Source organism: Desulfuromonas svalbardensis, from assembly GCF_055389415.1.
The window spans coordinates 2,398,482-2,417,282 of the sequence record NZ_AP042416.1 but is presented as its reverse complement, the minus strand read 5'-3'; the positions used below and the strand labels follow the sequence as shown (position 1 = coordinate 2,417,282).

Genomic DNA, 18,801 nt, shown 5'->3' with positions numbered 1-18,801 from the left:
TGCCACTGGCATCGAATTTATCCTCTTTACGCCAAAGATTGGAACTGTAATCGATTTATTACCACATCAAGAATTGTCTCTCTCCTTGAGTACCTATCCGGTAATTAATACACTATATGCTTGACAGTTACCCCTTAAACACATTAAAAGAATTAGTGAAATTAACAAATTAGACTCCTTATACTCAAACAAGTTCGGAGCCATCATTTTGCACCCTTCTCATTCAACAAATTTCCTTCCTACAAGCCAGAATGCCCACCTCGCTATGGCATTTCCATAACGCCATTAATCCCATGTTGTAATAACACAGTCATCTCGTACTAAATCGTAAGTTACATCTTCCATATGCCCACTTTATTTGGGCTATGTCTTGGAGTATGCAATGAAAAGTATTCGTACCTTTTTTTTGGTGATTCTATGCAGTATTAGTCTTGTTTCGGCCCTAAGCAGTGCCGTCATCGTTTTCTCCCAGTATTCCAGCTATATTGACAACACCATTGAAACACAACTGAGAAGTGGACTAAAACTTTCTTCAAGTCAGCTTGATTTAGCCGCCATGAAAGATCATATCGCTGGTGGCAAGGTAACCAGTCCAGCTTATATCGCTAACCTAACCTGTTTGCAGAACATTGCCGAAGCTTACAACTATGGTTCCATCTACACCCTACAACGACAAGCGAATGGCTCCTTCAGGTTCATTCTCGATTCAGAAAACTTGGGCAACACAGAAGATCCAGATTTTTTACTTGATTACGATGACGCTCCGCCAGAACTAGAACTAGCATTTACAAGCAAAAGCACGATCATTTCAGAGCCCTACACCGATGACTGGGGTAGCCATATTTCAGCATTTTCACCAATTTTAAATAATGGTGAAGCGATCGGTGTTGTGGCGCTTGATTACGATCTTGATATGATTGATGCACTCTACTTTAGTGCTTACCGTAGTAGCGGCTTGGCCATTAGTATCACCATGCTGGTGACTGCATTGATCAGCCTACTGCTCGCTAAAGGGATAAGCACCCCACTACAAAAAACAGTCGTCATGATTAAACGCCTCGGTAGCGGAGATCTCAACGCACGGTTGGAACTAACACGTAAAGATGAAATTGGTCAGATGGCTGATGCCATCAACGCAATGAGTGACCGGCTCAGCGAAGTTGTCAACGACGTCACGACAGTATCAACTCAGGTTGCATCAGGAAGTCAGGAACTGTCTGCCAGCTCAGAACAGTTGTCTGCGGGTGCTACCGAACAAGCTGCGGCAGCTGAAGAAGCCTCTTCATCTATGGAGCAGATGGCAGCCAATATTCGCCAGAATGCGGACAATGCCCAACAGACTGAAAAAATTGCCCTCACCAGCGCCGACAACACCAAAGATGGTGCACAGGCGGTAAGCCAAACAGTCAGTGCCATGAAAGAGATTGCGGGTAAGATTACGATCATCGAAGAGATCTCACGTCAGACTAATCTACTCGCCCTGAATGCAGCAATTGAGGCGGCCAGAGCTGGTGAGCACGGCAAAGGCTTTGCCGTTGTTGCCTCTGAAGTGCGCAAGTTGGCCGAACGAAGCCAACGTGCAGCTGCAGAGATCAGTGATCTGTCGGTCAACAGTGTTAACATCGCTGAAACCGCGGGGGAACTACTCACGAAGATGGTTCCAGATATTCAAAAAACAGCAGAATTAGTCCAAGAAATTGCGGCGGCTAGCAAAGAGCAAGATACGGGTGCAGATCAAGTCAATAAAGCCATTCAACAACTTGATCAGGTCATTCAGCAGAATGCCTCGGCATCTGAAGAGATGGCCTCAACCTCAGAACAACTCAACGCTCAGGCGGATCAGCTACAACAAAGCATCGCTTTCTTCAGTACTAGAAACCTCTAGAACAAAACGAACAAGGACCGCAGCCTATTCTGGTTGCGGTCCTTGTTGGATTCGTCTGATTTCTATTGGTAGACTGTACTGAATTACAATTTTTGTCCTGATTCGTATCAATCTTCTATCGTGTTTTCCCGAACCCTCAACGTCCCCAATTTGCAGCCGCCTTCGTGTTGTCCGACTGCAATTTATACATCCCGGCTCTCCTCAACTACCGGTCATCTAGCACAATATGGCTCATACGGCTAAATACAACAACCGGGGCTGCATTGTGGTGTTATCGCCACGAGACAAGAAGAATTCACAAATATTTTACTAATTGCGATGCAAGGATATTTAACTTATATTTATGGGGAGGATTGCTTGATGTACACCGTAACCAGATGAACATCCCCTCTCTGCTTTTACAAACAAAACTATGATAAATTCCACCACCCTTCACTAAAGAAAGCGGATGAACTGTGATTTTCGGCAGACTGCACGACAACATCTTCTCGCCACTTGCGGGAAAGAACCGCCATATTTACGAAAAAGTGATTTTAGCGATCATGCCGGTTATCCTCGATAGCGACGATGCCGACATGATCTTTCCGCCCAAGCCCCTTGTTCTCTCAACAATCTATCAATTACTCGATGACATTGAACGACTTGAATGGTGCGCTGAAGACGAGGAAGAGATACAAGAAAAAGGTTCCACCCTCTCCATCTGCGCGAACCAGATTTACCATCGGCTCAAGAACACGGGATGGATTGAGGAGGAAGACGACGGATTCAATAAGCTCGTTGTTATGCCACCAGACGTTGCGATGTTCGTTCTCGCCTTACAAAACATCAAAAAAGCCGAAAAAAAGAACTATGGCGGTACGGTCATTGGAATCCTGAACAATATCGAAAAGGCGTGCAGTGATCCGATAGGCCGTGGCTATGGTTTGGTAATGGCCACTGAAGAAACACAGGCATTCATTGCCCATATTAGTCAGATCGTCCACGGCTTACGCAATTTACAGAAGCAGATACTTGACACACGGAACCCAAAAGAGATTTTGGAAGTGTTTTATGTAGATTTTGTCGACAAGATCCTTATTGCTGATTACAAGACCCTCCAAGCTGGTAACAATCCGTTTCGTTATCGCTCAAAGATCATTGATGCCCTGCAACAGCTGAACTACGATGATGAGACAAAGCGGCAATTATGCACGGTGTATGAAGAACAGCTACAAATTACTTATGCTGAAGCCGTTCAAAAGGTTGATCACGATATCAGCTACATCATCAGTGCCTTTAGTTCCATCGACAGACGGCTCCGACGCGTAGACAGGTTTCGCGCTCAACTTGAAAACAGAGTAGCGGAAACAGTGCGCTATGTTGATAAAACACTGCCTGGCATACGACATCGCATTGCGGGGGTACTTTCAGGCGTAGGCTCTAAGATAGAAGTCGATCCCGATTGGTATTCCGACTCTGCTGTCCCCTGCCAGTTACAATTCAATCGTATGATCTCTCAGTCAAGCGCATGGGCCCCGCCGAAAAAACGCGAACCTGTTGCCGTTGAAGTTTTCGCAGAGAAAAAGGTCAGTGAAACAGCACGGCAGGCCAACGTACAGATGCGTGAGTTTCAGAAGAGACGTAAAATTTCACCTGTGGCCATTGCTGACTACATTGAGCGTCACCTTGGCAACAACGACAGCATCCAAGCCAATCAGTTCAGCATTCGCAGTGTTGAGGACTATGTGGCCTTTTGCCATATCGTCAACTTGCGATACCTCAAGGGGGGCGCTCACATTGCAGCACGGTACACCATCACCCGTCACGATCAACTGATTGAAAACGACATGGTAAAAACGCAAGATTTTACCGTAACGCGAAAGAAGCGATAATCATGGAAAAATCCGATAAAGATACCCTACGCGTAGCGGCCACTATTTTACTGGAAAAACAGTTCCTCTATCTGTCCAACCAAAGTGAGCGCAAGCACTATCTCACGATTGCAGGTGAAACCAGTTACTTTGAAAACCTCTTTGAGCAATTAAGCCGCAGCGTATTCATAGATCGTAATTTAGGCTACGTCGCTCTACTGCCAAACCCGGGTGCGAAAAGTATCAGCCTGAAGCAAGACGAAACTCTGATGCTGTTATGTTTGCGCCTTATCTATGAAGAAGGGATCGAGAACTTTGCCGCCACCGAAGGGGCCGTTACCGTTTCCAGTGACAAAGTGATTGACCGTTACACCACGGAAACGCGGATTGAACAACCAAACTTAACGCGCTTCAGGGAGATTATGGTGCTGTTGAAACGCCACGGCATCGCCTCTGCAAAAAAAGAGAGCGAAGGCAAGAACATGGTGATCACAATTCGCCCTGCGATACGCCACGTTGTTAACGATGATTATATCGTGCAGCTGGAAGAGCTGGTCGTAGAAGAGAGTGATTAGAGGTCGCGATTGCATCACTTTCTGATTCTGTTCCCCTTTTTACGAATAGTTATCATCATGGTGCGCCCGCCTCTTCGAGAGTGTGCATGAAGTTTTCTCTGTTTCAGCGAACCGAAAGATAAAAGGACCTAAATTGAAATCCTTATCGAAAATAATATTGGTCAACTGGTACTTGCTTGATGGTGTAGAGCTCGAGATCAAAGGGAACACCGCCATCGTAGGCCCGAACGGATCGGGTAAGTCCTCCATCCTCGATGCAGTGCAAACCGTCCTTGCTGGCCGCGACCGCAACAAACTGAATCTGAACGCTGGTGCCAGCGGCAAAGGTAAACGGAGCGTGCACGAGTATTGCTTAGGTGTACTCTCTAATGCCGCAGGGCAAAACGTCTACTTTCGTAAAACGGCACATACTCACATTGCCCTTGTTTTCCACGATGACGTAACGAATACCCATACCACCGTCGGCATTTCAATGACCGCCTCGACATCCCTCCATGAAGAAAACGTCGAGGGACGGTTTGTGGTACCAGGAATGAACGCCAGCCTTAGCGACTTCGTGCGCCATACCAGCAATGACTGCCGCAGTGCTATTCCGTGGGTTGAAGTTAAGTCCACCATTGATCGGCTCCACCCACAGGTGATCTACTATCCTGGTAATAATGCCTTCCGCTTTGTCAGTGAGTTATTGACTCAGCTCAGTGAAGATCCAGGCTGTCCAATGATCGACACAGATCAATTTTTAAGAAACCTACAAAACGCCATCGCTTTTGTTCCGATCGGTGACCCAACCATGTTCGTGCGCGACTTCATCCTTCAGAACAATGATCTCTCCATTGATGATCTACGTGGAGCCATGAAGAATTATGAGGAGATGAACGCAAAGCATCAACAGGTCAGTGAGCGAATCGACGACTTAACCCAGATCGAGGCGTTATGCAAAAAGGTAAAAACTCATCAGAGAAATATTGCGTACTTCAGACTGATAAGCCTATGGAGCAACAAAGAGCACCACATTGAACTCAGTGAGCCGATCAACACTGAGATTGAAGATATCGAACAGCACCAAATTGACTGTGCTGATGCAATCAAAGAGTTCGACGAGAAACTCGAACAGTTTCGCAACCAACTGAACGAAGCCAAAAACGAATTAGCTAACTCCACTGTGAAGTCGCGGATCACCGCCCTTCAGCAAAAAAAGGACGTCAGCCGAAGGACAGAGGAGTTGTCTCAAAAGGAACTCGATACAACGCGTAACGAGATATCTGAACTATTGCGCTGTAACAGTCATTTCGCTTTATTGCCACCTGAGCTTGTATCCAGTCATCAAGCTCTTACAGATCACGTCAATCAGGAAGACGCACTATTAGATCAACTGTGGCCAACTCAGCCGCAGCAAGTGGATTACGCCATTGATAGTTTTGTTGGCCTTGAACAGCAGACGCGCAATCTTCGTAGTGACAAACAAGCTCGCTACATCACCAATAAAGATCGGTTAGAAACAGAGATAGGGAGTGTGCTTAGCCATCTAACGCAATTACGTGCAGGCAAGTCACCTCTTTCACACGACACCCTAGCAATGGTTGCTATCCTCAAAAATAATAACATTGAGTCCCGCCCCCTATGTGATCTGTGCGATGTAACAGATGAAGGCTGGCGCTTAACCATTGAAGGTATTTTAAAGGGCAACCGTGAGGCGTTGATTGTTGATAGCAAGGATGCTCACGAAGCAGTACGGATATACAGACAGAACAAACGAGATTGCCCTAAAGCCAAGGTGATTGATACCACGAAGACGAAACGCTGGATTAACAAGGTATCGGCAAACACGTTGGCAACGATTATGAGTACAGAAGATGAAGACGTGCGTGCGTTCATCAATCGGCAACTGGGTAATATTGAGATGGTCGAAACGGAAAAGGAGCTGTTGGCAACCAATCGTGGGGCCACGGCAGATGGGATGTTTTACAATGGGGGCGTTACATCCTCCATCGAACGTCCCCGTCCCTACCCTATCCTTGGCCGTGAGAGTCAAGCTCTGCTCTTAGAACAACTTGAAAAGGAACTGGAACAACTGCAACAAGAGTTTAACGATACGGATCTGGTGAGTAAAAACCTTAACGCAGTTGAGGAGGTGATCCGTTCCTTCGTCAATTTCTGTGACCGCCGCCTCCAGAGCGTTGAAAAAACAAAAAAAGAGCGTGAAGAAGCTCACTTAAAAACATCGCAGATAGATCGTGAGATAGCAGAACTCGAACAGAACCAAGACACAACGCTGCAATCGCGCATTGGACAGCTTGAAGGTGTCGTTGCACAATTAAAAACCGACACGGACGCACAGCAAAAAAAACAAATAGACTTGGCTCAATTGCTCGGCAGGAAAACAGGCGATTACGCCGCACTGCAAACAAAGATAACCACCTATGAGGTGCAAGAAAAAGAGCTCACCGGGCAACCAATGTGGAACACCGAAGGTTGGGATTTTGCAGATGTGACCGATCGTTTTCTAAAACTCCAAGAACAGTTCAATGCCGATCACCAACTAGTTATATCTCATTGTTTCAAAAAACAGCAGACCCTTGCGGCACAACTGGACAACGAAGAGAGTGCGGTTTATCAGCAAACATGGAAGCACCAGTCGCAATATGCCACCATTGGGGGCGTATCGAGCTTTGCTGAAAACGACAAGCCTGATTTTGATGAACTTTATGCGCGTATTGCCAGCGACAAACAAAAGCTCATTGATACCAGCCTTGCCGAATATGCTGCGAAGTCAAGGCAGGCACTACACGACGCTGAATTCACCTTCAGGTCGCAGTTTATCTTTAAGATCAAGGAAAGCATCGACAAAGTAAAAAGTCAGCTTAGTGAGCTCAATCGTACACTGAAGAAAATCACATTCCACGGTGAACGATACACCTTCAAATGGTCGTATAACCCTGAGTATAAAAACATCGTCAAACTGTTTGATGCCATTGATGACAACCCGAACTTCAGCTTGTCGGGGTTGTTTGACCCAAGTAATGACCCCACCTCCCCCCACTATGACGCAATACAGGAGATCAACGGGGCGTTGAAGGATTCACAGCAAAGCTCGCGGTTGGAAGATTATCGCTCCTATTTTGTTTTCGACATCGAAATGCACTCCCAAGATGGCGAGTTGAAATCCAATATGCGAAACCGTATTGCCAAAGGTTCAGGGGGCGAAGGCCAAAGTCCTTATTACGTTGCCATTGGTGCGGCTCTAGCATCAACGTACCGGCTACGCAACACCTCTGAAGGGGTGAAAGGTGGAATGCACCTAATTATGTTTGATGAAGCGTTCTCAAAGCTCGACGTTGAGAACTGTGGCAACTGTTTAAATTTCTTACAGGACATCAACCTTCAGGTGTTGCTTGGTGCGCCCGATGAGAAGCACACCATCCTTTCTGCTTCGATGGATACCATCATCAATATCTACCGTGAAGAACAGGCGATTGATATTAGCATTGAATATCCGACTAAAGCCGCGCACGCATTACTGCAGCAAGACAATCCGACGATTAATAAGCCCGCTTTTGATTCAAACGCTACAACAGGGGCATAATATGGGAAATACTGCTGCTTCAGCTTTACTTTTGCGTCTATTTGAATCGTGGCAAAAAAGTGATAACAAGGATCAAACCTTTTCACGGCCGATTACGAAAAAGATGGCGAAAGAGTATTTTTCAACTACAACATTTCATGGCAAGGAACAACTCCATGCACGGCTTAGAACCGCTGAAGACAACGGCTGCATAACTTTAACGTGGATTAAACACGCCACCAATAAGGCTTTGGAAAGAATAACCCTTAAAGATCCCATAAAGCTGGCAGCATTTTTAGATGTGCCGTTAGCGTCTGAACAAGCAGCTGATGCACGAAAGCTCATTGAGAAACATGTACAGACTAAATTCGAATGGATTGCTGCGATAAAAGAGGATCTACTTCTTGCATGGCACTATGGAAAATCATTGCATGGATTAGGTGTTGCGGATGTGACAAAGGCAATCAGTGTATTGAACGCTCTCGATGCCGTCAGTCAAGGATGTCATCGCGGCCACGACCTACGATCCTTCAGCGTGACCTACCTTGGTAACTCAAAAACCATGGAATCTATAAAGGGTATTTTTAGAACGCTTTGGCAACATCACCATGGGGGCGACCTCGAAGCTCAAGAGTTATACGAGTCTCTTGGCTTGGTAAAGTTTGCCCAGCCCGTCTTCTTACAAGCTCAATGTACCGTTAAACTCAACAACACTCAGATCGATTGCTGCAACGTCAAGCCGTATATTGGTTTGGCACCACAGTCCATCAACAACATTGAGTTTGCCGCGCCCCCGCGTTATGTGCTGACCATCGAGAATCTTGCTTCATTTAATCGCTACTGTAATGAGATCGCAGATGGTGGGCTTATCCTATATAGCAATGGCTTCCCCTCCCCTGACTTTGGTGACTTAATTCGCTTACTGCATCACAAGTTTGACTCAACCGTTCCCTTTTACCATTGGGGCGATGTTGACCTGGGTGGACTGCGTATTTTTTGTCATATTCAGAGTTTTTTACTCGGTGGCGATACCGCACGAACATTGCGTCCCCACTTGATGAATAAAAAATTCATCGAAGCACATGGCCGGCCACAACTTAAATTGCGCCGGTTACAATTTGATACGGTCGTAGATAGATGTCCTCAAACCAAAGAAATTGTTGATGCGATATTTGAAACTGAAAACCCTTTGGTACTTGAACAAGAAATTTTATCGCCTATTTCACCCAAGCAAAACAAAGAAATATTGTGAAAAACATTTATAATTTAAAAATTGGCGAGTTCAACCTCTAATACTAGACCATACGCAATACAATCCTTCGCATCACGCTCTTTCCTGCGGAGGCGCCCCTCCGCTCGCTGCGCTTCGATTCCAACCTTAAACAAATAAAAAAGCCCTGCAACTCATTTGAGTCGCAGGGCTTTTTGTTGTTTATTTGTAGGGCGGGCATTGACCGCCAAATGGTGGTTGAGTGGGTATTCAAAATTTGGGATATTTTCAGCAATTCCTTGTTTTACAAGTTTGATTATTCACTTTTAAACTGGGTCGTATCCCTAGTTTTATCCTGTTTGTGGCAGCGCTAGGATATGTGACAGACTTGACCGGAAATATGATGACGGTTTGCTCTCTTGCCATAGTAGTTCATCCCTTAAAGCACTAGTTTCTACCACAAAAAGGTGCTTCTAAGTCTATTCTTAACTCTTATTTGGAACATATTCATCGACACATCAACAAGTTAGCTTGGTCCGACCCCATGTGCATTGCAGTAGTTTATTACTTTCTAAGTGGCACAATTGATTTTCTAACTGAAACGTCACTTAATCCATTTTCTGATAAAAGCTCCAGTATCCCCTGTTCTAATAATTCATCGTTTTCTGGCCCAATTACAATTTCTTCAATTTTCAATGGAAAACTATGTTCTTCAGTAAACGAAATAGCAGTCGAAGGCACATAAGGTACTATTTTCCCATTAGCAACTCTAAAAGATTTTGGAGGTGTCGAAAAACCCAAAGCACCTAATACGTCAGGGTCATCAATATAAGCAAGACGAAACTCACTTTCACTTTTGAACGCTGGGTTTTTAAAGAAAGTGATAAAATCTAACAAGCGAGCATTCTTATGATAGAGATCAGGGACATGCTTTAACCTGCCTTCTTCCATGTCGACAACAAAAGCATTAATCAGGTGATTTAAACAAATGTTAACTATTTTTGCTTGGATGAGAGGGTCATATTCCACATTCCGGAATAGCCCACTTTCAACATGCGAAGAAAGATCTTTAACAGGAAACCCTATAGCTACAGGGCCATACGCTCGCCACTGACTTAAACTGTCCCCATCAGAAGAAAATGAAGTGATGCATACGCGATTAGGAGTCTTTTTTATTTTATTTTTCCATTCAACTAGAAGGTCCTTCACATGTGGCTGGATATCGTTCTCAAGCATTTTGTTTAGTGAATCAGATAATAAACTAATACCATAACTTAGTTCTTGACGATCATTCAAATATCCATAATCAGTCATCCAGACTGACCTATTTTCAATAATACCTATGAGTCCCTCTAGAGAGGTATAGTGATAAACAGTATCTGGATTATTACTTGGAACAAGATTGTGCCGGCGGGCTTCATTCCAAACAACTGCGGGGACAGAGAACCAATTGGGAAGCTTTATTTTATCCCAACTATAATAGTCACCCAAGGGTGATTTCCATTCTCTCCGAACAAATTTAAGTTTATGTTTCCCAAATGAAACACCTTCAAATTCGTTTTCTTCGATACTATTTTTACAACCGGGCCATGCACAAGGTAAACCTAAAATACTTCCATGAACTTCACAGATTTTTTGTGTAAAATTTATATTAATTTGACGCATTGCCAGTATCTACCTCTAAAGAATTAAAACTGTCGAAACACTCGGAATACCTAACAGTAAAATACACATTTCTGCCTATCGCAATAATAGATCACAACTTCCGCCCCAACGTATCGGATCCACTCAAGCGGGTTCTATTTCACCAAAGTTGAGGGCTGCAGCGAGTATATTTATTTGCAGACAGCAACTCGTTAAACCATTATGTAGACATAAGTTCATCAACTGTATAGTCCTGATTGTCTACAAAATCTTCTTCCCTTAAAGAGCCGCAATCTACGGCATAAATGTTATTGTTTATTTCAACGGAAAAAGGTTGATAGGTTGAAGCATCACCGACAGGCTGTCCTTGCTTATTGCTCGTAATTTCGCCACTAAGCATTGGGGCTTTATTGAAGGGATTATATTCATAAACTATTGATTCTAAATCACCCAGTTGCTCGGCCCCTTGAGGAACCGTACCAAACACATTAACCAAATGATCTTTATATGAAACAGGCTTAGCAGCCTCTACTATTCTAGCAATAGCTTTTGCTGTTAGCTTTTTGACAACAGTTTCTCCACCAGTGATCGGGGTAAGCATTAACTTGTCATGTCTACGAACCTTATACTTACCTTCAATTTTAGGCATGTCAAAATACTCTTGAAGGTTCAGACTCTTTAGTTGAATAGAGTTTAATTCATCTAACAACTGCATATACAACCTGAGAAGTGTATGGCGGCCAGTTTTTCTTAAGCTACATAAATCATCTATATCTTCAGGCAAAACATATTTATTGAATTCACCTCTTAATTTGCCTCGTGGACCTATTAGCCCCATCCCAATCACGGCAACAAAATCAGGCCTAAGCGTAATATCGTCAATCTGAGAATCTAACTCTTTTAATTGTTTTGAAATTGCTTCCATGCTTCTATTTGAGCCATAAGCAACAATGGCTGTTACTGGAGTTACTGGGGCCATCCCCAATGACATGCCAGAATTAGGGTTATGAGAGAAATTACACTTGGGTAGCATTCTTTTGAATTTAACAATATTTTCATAGGCATCTTGAAGTTCTGAACTATCAAGATTTGATTTCATGCTAATTGCACCATAAACGCTTTCAGCGGGATAAACGGAATGGGAGGATGACTTGATAAATAGCGGACAATGGTCATTGTCAAATATAACAATATCTAATTCACCACTAACGTCGTTTTGTGAGCTTATAACTTCACCTCTCCCGGTACCATACTTACGAGGTAAATAGTCTGCAAGAAAACCACGGAAAGCACCCTCTCGGAGATCACCCTTACCACCGTGATGCTTCACTTGAGCCGATTTATTAAACTCAGCAATTAGCTGAATGCTTATTGACTCAAATACTTTATGCAGATCCATAGAATTATCCTTGTGGGTTAACAGTGAAAGAGATAGGAGCACACATTCTGTCTGTCGCAGTAATAGATCACAACTTCCGCCCCAACGTAACGGACTTACTAAAGCGGATTATATTTCAGCAAAGGCAAGTGAGTTGCTGGGCAGAACGGGGCTGTTAAGAGTTTGATGGGCTAAGTGAGAGTGAGAGTGAGCGCTATAAGGAAGTGTTTTCAGCGGCTTTTTCCTTTTTCTTGTTTTGATGTGTCATCCAATCATCAAACAGGTTAGACAACCTCAGTACACTCATTGCCGCAGCAACAGCAGTTAGGATTGAATAGGTAAAAGTCAGAAGCCCGACGAAAGCAAATAACCCTGATTTTGCTTGCCATGCGGTACCGATCAAAGCAAATAGTATTGCCAGAACTTGAACAAGTATGAAATGAACAAAGGTGGCGTTAATCGCCATGAAGCCAGAATGCTCTTCATCCTCACCGCGACCGGCAAGCAGACCAAGAAAACGCTCATTCCCAAAAGCAAGAAGAATTGCGTACCCGCCTAAGGTGAAACCCAGCAAATCAGGAAGTGACGAAAGAGAAATTTCGTACCATGTTGTCGTGTGGGTTTTGCTTAAAAGCGGGATCGACAATAAAGAGACAATAAATGCCACAAATAGGTAAGGTGATTGAATTAAACTCCAAAAACCGCCATAGGCGTTCCAGTAAATAGAAAAGCCTTTTTGAACCCCTTTAAATTGTTTTGTAAACTTCCGATATGGCATAACAGCCTCAATGGTAAATGTTATTTCCCGCCCAACCAATCACGGATATTTTCTAGCATTTCCGATGCCTTGTAAAGGAAAACCTCACGTTGAGTCTCGATGTCGGGATCATAGTAATAACGCTTTCTCAAAGGATGCTCTTTAGTTGATCTTTTTACTGGTGTGCCCTCAAAATCGCTTCCTTCACCCTTTACGACACCATTAGATGCCGCGACCCTTGCGAGCATTTTTGTTTCGTCTGAAGGGGCAAGATCAATACCTTTCAGGCCAGTTTCGTAAACATCGGCATTTTCAGCATTCATCCTTTCATAACAAGTATGTTCAAAGTTTTCAAAAGGATCATCAGGGTTCGGTTTCGTTATTGTCATATCGAGGCGTTTGAGAGTGTGGATCGAGAATATCTCTTTAAGACTTTCTACCGATGGCTCCAGAATGACCGTAACTTCACCATATTTTTTTACAATTTTTTCATGCTCAAACAAACTTTTAAAAAATTTCAAAACGATGCTTGGGCCGACGGTGTTGCCATCGCTGCTGGTCTCAAAAAAAAGTCTATGCCCAACAGGGTAAAAAACATACCTGAAATTTTCCATGTTAGGTTTTAAGTGATCGGGAATATTTACCTCATTAACATCGACCTGCTCTGCTTTTTTATTGTTCTTGGTGTTGAACCAAGGCTTTTCAGGGTCAATTTGAAGGAACTTACTGATGTAACCGGTATAACCGTCTAGAGGGTTCCCTTTATTTATTACAAAATGAGTACCTAGAACACCATAGTAATCTGAGCGCATACAAGTGACTTGTTGAAGCTTAAAGGTGTCTCTAAGTAACGCAACATAGAGTTCAGGTTTGTGTGGTTGTAACTTTATATTTAAAGCACTTATCTCAATTTTTTTTGGTCTGGCCATACTTTCCCCCATTTAAAAACATCATTAAATTGCAACATCACTATTCACCACTTCTTCTTTTTGCCACCGTCATATTCCTTAGTTCGATTGTTTTTGCTGATCGCAACCTTTGGACAACGTACTGTTTTGCTTTTTGAGCAAGAGCTTTGATCGCTGGTCGCTTGTCCCGCATTTCTGGTGTGTCAATGCCAGCTATTCGTATTCCAACCCTCTCGCCTATGATTTCAGGCCAACCTGAAATCGTACACCGGAAGGTGTCACCAGCGTCTACGATGGTGACTTCGTCAACAAAAGTTGAACCGAAGTTTTTGTCGTTAATACCTGCAAAAGCTGGCAACGTGAAAGAACAGGAACCCCAAAGGGGACGTTGCTGTCACAGTGGACTAACTACCATTACAATAGCTCATCACCCACCCACACCTCACTGACAACACGGTGCCGCTATGCCACTAAACCCTCTTTCTTGTTTTCTTTAGCACTTATTACCGCCAATCTTTCAACTTTTCAACGAACCATAACGGTTGGATACTAGCTACTGACAACGCAGAAAGACCAGAACCACCAACATACAAATTACCAATACCCTCTATTTCCACCAATCCATTTGCTCTACACAGTTTTCTGGCACGTCGGGCACAGGGTCTTAAATCTACCGAGTTTTTTTCGATTAAAGCGACAGTAAGCGACAACTTTTGAGCTGACGACTGCTGTACATTTTTCGCACGTCCCTGTCCCCTTTTCGGCCGGTTGAGCAGATTCTGTGTCCATCACATTAGACTTGCCGACTTCGCGCTGACATTGCTGGCATAAAATTTTATGACCACCAAGTTTAGTACGGTTAAAACGGCAGTAATAAACGACCTTTGAAGCGACATCGACACCGCATTTATCACAGCGGTCAGGGTTTGGTTCTGGTTTAGTTGAGTTTTGCGCCGTGATTGCTGCGGGGCGCTCATATTCTACTAGAGTTTCCTGTACGGTAGTGACATCTGGAGTTGAATCGGGCTGGGCAGTAATGCCAAACTTGGCGCGGTAATCTACCGCTATAGGACGATGGAGCTTTGCGATAGATTGAGAAAACTTTTTGAGTGTATCCTTGCCGACTATCTTAGCCACCCGGCCAAAGACCAAGCCTACCGAGGCTTCATCGAAGCTTTTAAAAATCGTGGCGCTAAACTGATCGGACTTGATGACATTTTTTGTGTTGTACTTTTTTTCAGCTGCCCGGTCAATTCTGGAGGTTGGAGACATCAACACGAAAGGATGGAATGTTGTCGGGATAGTGCGGCCCAAACGGGATGGCGCTAAGCCTCTATCTTTAACCGCTTTTTCGAGGACCCTGATATGCCGATTATTTTGTTCGATAGGCGATTCAATCCCCGTATATCCCTTACCCGACCACACATTAAATTCACCATGGTCGTTTATTTTTACCCCATAAGAAAAATTCTTTGTTTCCAAAACATAAATCTCAAGGTATCGGTTGATCAATAGATGGTCAATTTGGGCAATGCGGCCTTCATGTTCAATGCGCAAGTCATGGATTATTCCCCAGTTCTCGCTATTTCCCCACTCAAAATCGAGAAAATAAGCACTGGTTTTTTCCCCACGCACCCCGGCGGCAAACATCTTAATCTCTCTATCTACAAGAAAGCGCTGCTTAGCTGATAAGGATATTTTTTTCAACTCATCAAGACGATGTAAAACATCTTTCGAATCATCCTTTTCTTTTATGATCAATTTACCTTCTCCTCATTCACTTACAATTACAACACCGCAGAATTAAGTAGATTCTGATAAAGCTAACTTTTCGATTTTTGGACCAAACTTGGCAGTACAGATTTTCTGACCATTCGGCGGGCGCGTGGCAACATCAACAGCTTGTCAATCAGGCTCAACTCCCGTACGGAAACCGTCAACCGAATATAAGCACCAAAAAAGAAATTAACTGCAAAGAATTAAAATAGCCAAACAAGATGATCATACTAAATTCAAAGTTAATACGAGTCAACGTTTCTATTAGATATCTAGCAATCAGTGATGATCTCTTGAAGAAACTAGGCAGAAATTAGGGACATCCATGATAAGTAAGGTCAATAATCAAACTTGAACATTGATTAAAACAAGGCAATGCTGAAAATGCCCCAATTTGACACCCTCTCAAACATCATTTGGCGGACAATGCCCGCCCTACAAATAAACAACAAAAAAGCCCTGCAACTCAAATGAGTTACAGGGCTTTTTGTTTGGTGGAGGCGGCGGGAATCGAACCCGCGTCCGAAAATCTTTCACACAAGGCGTCTACATATATAGTCTGTGATTTAAGTTTAACTCAATGTGGCCCCCACAGACAGGCTCACACACCAAGCGATTCTATTTAAGTCTCATTGTTGAACCATAGACGAGAACAACAACCAGCCTACTAAATTGACGTCACTAGAAACCCGTAGGCACTGTTACTAGCGACGTAGCAGACTATGCTGCTAGTGCGTACGAAACGTCAGTATCGGCGTTTTTATATAATGGGCTTTTTTACGGAGCCTGCCCACTCCGACATGCAACCTTAGCTTCCAATCCCCGTCGAAACCTTGGCGCCCCCTTTATCTAAATTCAGGCTTAAGTTTAACGGTTTTACCTATTATAACATAAGACAACGATCAATGATAATTCTGTTATTCTAACGATTCTCTTTTAGTATTTTAGCCATTTCACGTGTGGCTTGTTTCTGTTTGAGGCTCTCGCGTTTATCGTGCATTTTTTTACCGCGCCCTACCCCTATTTCAATTTTGACTAGACTATTTTTGAAATAGATTTTCGTTGGTACCAGGGATAACCCTCGTTCGTCAACTTTACGCGCCAGCTTTTCGATCTCTAGCTTGTGTAATAACAACTTACGCATGCGAGTGGGTTCATGATTTCCGGTATTCCCCTGCTCGTATGGACTGATATTCATATTATTGAGGAACAACTCACCTTTTATAATACGGCAAAACGATTCCTTAATGGTGACGTTACCAAGGCGCAATGACTTCACTTCGGTGCCAAGCAGCATGATCCCTGCTTCATAGACATCGTCGATAAAGTATTCGTGGTACGCTTTTTTATTGGTGGCGATTATTTTAATGCCCATAATGAACCATATTTTCTATTTTGCGAGTGATTACTGTAATGATGGTTTATCAGCAGTATCAATAATTTCTATAATCTTTGCCAATGAATCTTGTACAACGGCTTGGCGGCCAAAACGCAATACGCCCATGGTGCCAACCATAAATGCACAACCTATCAATAATGACAGTAATGCCGCAGGAATACCAACAGCAATGAGAGTGGCGATAAAATAACCGACTGCTAGGCCAAGTGCAAGCATGATAAATGAAATAACGTATAAAAATGATTGTGAGTCGACAATTCCAGCGCTGGTTTCAATTTCAACGCGCACGGTATCGCCTACACGGGCGTAAGGGATATTGTCGGCAAAAATACGTCGTTTGCCCGCACTACCACCATCACTTCCATCTCCTCCAGTACAGCAGCCACCTGAGGCACCACAACCTGAACAGCCATCGCCCTCTTCGCGTATTACAACGGCAATCCGTTTCTCGCGGAGTTCGCTGACAACACCGATCTCTTCGAGGGTCGTTTGATACTCAAATAATTGTTTTATTGATGGTGTTTGCTTGCTGTTTAGCATGGTTCCCCCCTCATTTATTTTATTGTTTCGCTAACAATATAGCGCGACACGCCATCAACAACAAGCTGTTGCACCTCGTCACTGCGTTGTGCTTGACATAAAAATGGGTAGAGGTGGTTGAGTTCGGGTAAGGAGCTAGGTTGTATCACCTGAAACGATGCGGGTGCGCCCACGGTCAGTTGCCCCTCTTGCGTTTGAGCTCCATAGAGTGCTTGAGCACCGCCACGGGTACACATGTGCAGCAACTGTTGAGGATCAAGATCACCGTTGAACCAATTGAGGGCAAAGGCCATCTCATGCCAGAGCGATAGGGAATCATTGCTAGCCAAACTATCGGTACCAAGAGCTAAGGGAACCCCAGCCTGAAGGTACTGCGCGGCAGGTGCCACACCGACGTTTAATTTGGCGTTAGATCGAGGACACAACACCATGCTACAACCTGCTGCACTGACCTGTTGAATCTCATCTGCATTCAAATGAACCCCATGAACCAACACATTACTGTCAGTTAAGCCACCCACCTGCTGTAACAGCTGTAAGGGGCGCACATTACGGGCTTCAGGGAGATATTGATGCCAATCAACAAAGGGATACATCTGCTCTGCAATGGAGCCGCTGCTGTTACAGGTAAAGGCCACCTCATCCGCAGATTCGGCAATATGGATCGTGGTGCGCAACTGTTTCGCTGTACTCACACGATAACTGTGCTTCAACAGCTCACCACTGAGGGTGTAGGGGGAATGCGGCGCCGCACCCCAATGAGAATTGGGCCATATCTGGCAGCACTGTTCCACCTGTAGCAGTTGTTGATTGACCCGATCAGGGTCTTGACCTATTACCTCGATAAAACTACGGCCATCTAGGTGTTTCGCTGCCAGTTCCGTTAAGGCCGATACCGAGATGATATCGCCACATTGTCCTGTACCGCTGGCAAGGGTTTGATCGAGTCCTGCTTGCCATGAATCTTGATAGGCTTGGAGGTTGAACCCGAGATTCTTTTTGATCTCAATAAGGCGGATAATCCAATCGGTAAAACTTGAATGTTCATCCAGCTCAACAAAACCAGGGTTATTATGTTGCCATTGATCGGCCCATTGAGGGTAATGGCTCAGTTCAAGATGGGTATGGGCGTTGATAAATGCGGGCAAAAGGATCGCGTCACCATAATCGTGCTGACGACACAGTGGGTAGCGTGCTTCGAGATCAGACGCAGTGCCTATGGCTACAATGGTGCCATTTTCAACAACGAGTGCGCCCTGCTCCAGCGGTGCTGTTGTCACCGGAACCAGATAACGGCAACGGTATAGGGTCATCATC

Annotated in this window: 13 protein-coding genes and 1 other RNA gene; 5 read left to right on the top strand and 9 right to left on the bottom strand. The window is 44.2% G+C overall.

Translation table 11 applies throughout. The annotated features are described in order from the left end of the window. Positions 1-382 precede the first annotated feature (382 nt). The 5 genes from ACZ5KY_RS10835 to ACZ5KY_RS10815 all read left to right on the top strand — a co-directional run bounded on the left by ACZ5KY_RS10835 (position 383) and on the right by ACZ5KY_RS10815 (position 9,124). Positions 383-1,885 (top strand): methyl-accepting chemotaxis protein, encoded by a 1,503-nt coding sequence (locus ACZ5KY_RS10835; RefSeq protein ID WP_464243913.1) that lies wholly within the window; start codon positions 383-385, stop codon positions 1,883-1,885. Positions 1,886-2,340: 455 nt separating this feature from the next. Next, positions 2,341-3,756 (top strand): Wadjet anti-phage system protein JetA family protein, encoded by a 1,416-nt coding sequence (locus ACZ5KY_RS10830; RefSeq protein WP_464243912.1) that lies wholly within the window; start codon positions 2,341-2,343, stop codon positions 3,754-3,756. A gap of 2 nt (positions 3,757-3,758) precedes the next feature. Beyond that, entirely contained in the window at positions 3,759-4,310 is a 552-nt protein-coding gene (locus ACZ5KY_RS10825) for a DUF4194 domain-containing protein (protein ID WP_464243911.1), read from the top strand. Positions 4,311-4,443: 133 nt separating this feature from the next. Beyond that, entirely contained in the window at positions 4,444-7,893 is a 3,450-nt protein-coding gene (locus tag ACZ5KY_RS10820; RefSeq protein ID WP_464243910.1) for an SbcC/MukB-like Walker B domain-containing protein, read from the top strand. Position 7,894: 1 nt separating this feature from the next. Continuing rightward, the gene (locus tag ACZ5KY_RS10815) at positions 7,895-9,124 is read left to right on the top strand and encodes a Wadjet anti-phage system protein JetD domain-containing protein (protein ID WP_464243909.1); all 1,230 of its coding nucleotides are present in this window, start codon (positions 7,895-7,897) and stop codon (positions 9,122-9,124) included. Positions 9,125-9,646: 522 nt separating this feature from the next. Here ACZ5KY_RS10815 and ACZ5KY_RS10810 read toward each other — a convergent pair. The 9 genes from ACZ5KY_RS10810 to ACZ5KY_RS10770 form a co-directional block, all read right to left on the bottom strand. Next, positions 9,647-10,747, bottom strand: coding sequence for a DUF2971 domain-containing protein (locus tag ACZ5KY_RS10810; RefSeq protein WP_464243908.1), 1,101 nt, complete (start codon positions 10,745-10,747; stop codon positions 9,647-9,649). A 199-nt stretch (positions 10,748-10,946) separates the two neighbouring features. Beyond that, positions 10,947-12,125, bottom strand: coding sequence for a DUF6602 domain-containing protein (locus tag ACZ5KY_RS10805; protein ID WP_464243907.1), 1,179 nt, complete (start codon positions 12,123-12,125; stop codon positions 10,947-10,949). Between the two features lie 193 nt (positions 12,126-12,318). Continuing rightward, positions 12,319-12,882, bottom strand: coding sequence for a hypothetical protein (locus ACZ5KY_RS10800; protein WP_464243906.1), 564 nt, complete (start codon positions 12,880-12,882; stop codon positions 12,319-12,321). A gap of 20 nt (positions 12,883-12,902) precedes the next feature. Next, positions 12,903-13,790 (bottom strand): DUF4747 family protein, encoded by an 888-nt coding sequence (locus ACZ5KY_RS10795; protein ID WP_464243905.1) that lies wholly within the window; start codon positions 13,788-13,790, stop codon positions 12,903-12,905. 609 nt (positions 13,791-14,399) lie between these two features. Then, positions 14,400-15,530 carry a nuclease-related domain-containing protein gene (locus tag ACZ5KY_RS10790; RefSeq protein WP_464243904.1) on the bottom strand — a complete coding sequence of 377 codons (1,131 nt, stop codon included), beginning with the start codon at positions 15,528-15,530 and terminating at the stop codon, positions 14,400-14,402. 507 nt (positions 15,531-16,037) lie between these two features. Beyond that, positions 16,038-16,389, bottom strand: a transfer-messenger RNA (tmRNA) gene (gene ssrA / locus ACZ5KY_RS10785). Positions 16,390-16,467: 78 nt separating this feature from the next. Beyond that, entirely contained in the window at positions 16,468-16,920 is a 453-nt protein-coding gene (gene smpB / locus ACZ5KY_RS10780; protein WP_464243903.1) for an SsrA-binding protein SmpB, read from the bottom strand. A gap of 30 nt (positions 16,921-16,950) precedes the next feature. Next, complete coding sequence (locus ACZ5KY_RS10775; RefSeq protein WP_464243902.1) at positions 16,951-17,484, bottom strand: SoxR reducing system RseC family protein; 534 nt, start codon at positions 17,482-17,484, stop codon at positions 16,951-16,953. A gap of 14 nt (positions 17,485-17,498) precedes the next feature. Beyond that, complete coding sequence (locus ACZ5KY_RS10770; RefSeq protein ID WP_464243901.1) at positions 17,499-18,800, bottom strand: amidohydrolase family protein; 1,302 nt, start codon at positions 18,798-18,800, stop codon at positions 17,499-17,501. Position 18,801 lies beyond the last annotated feature (1 nt).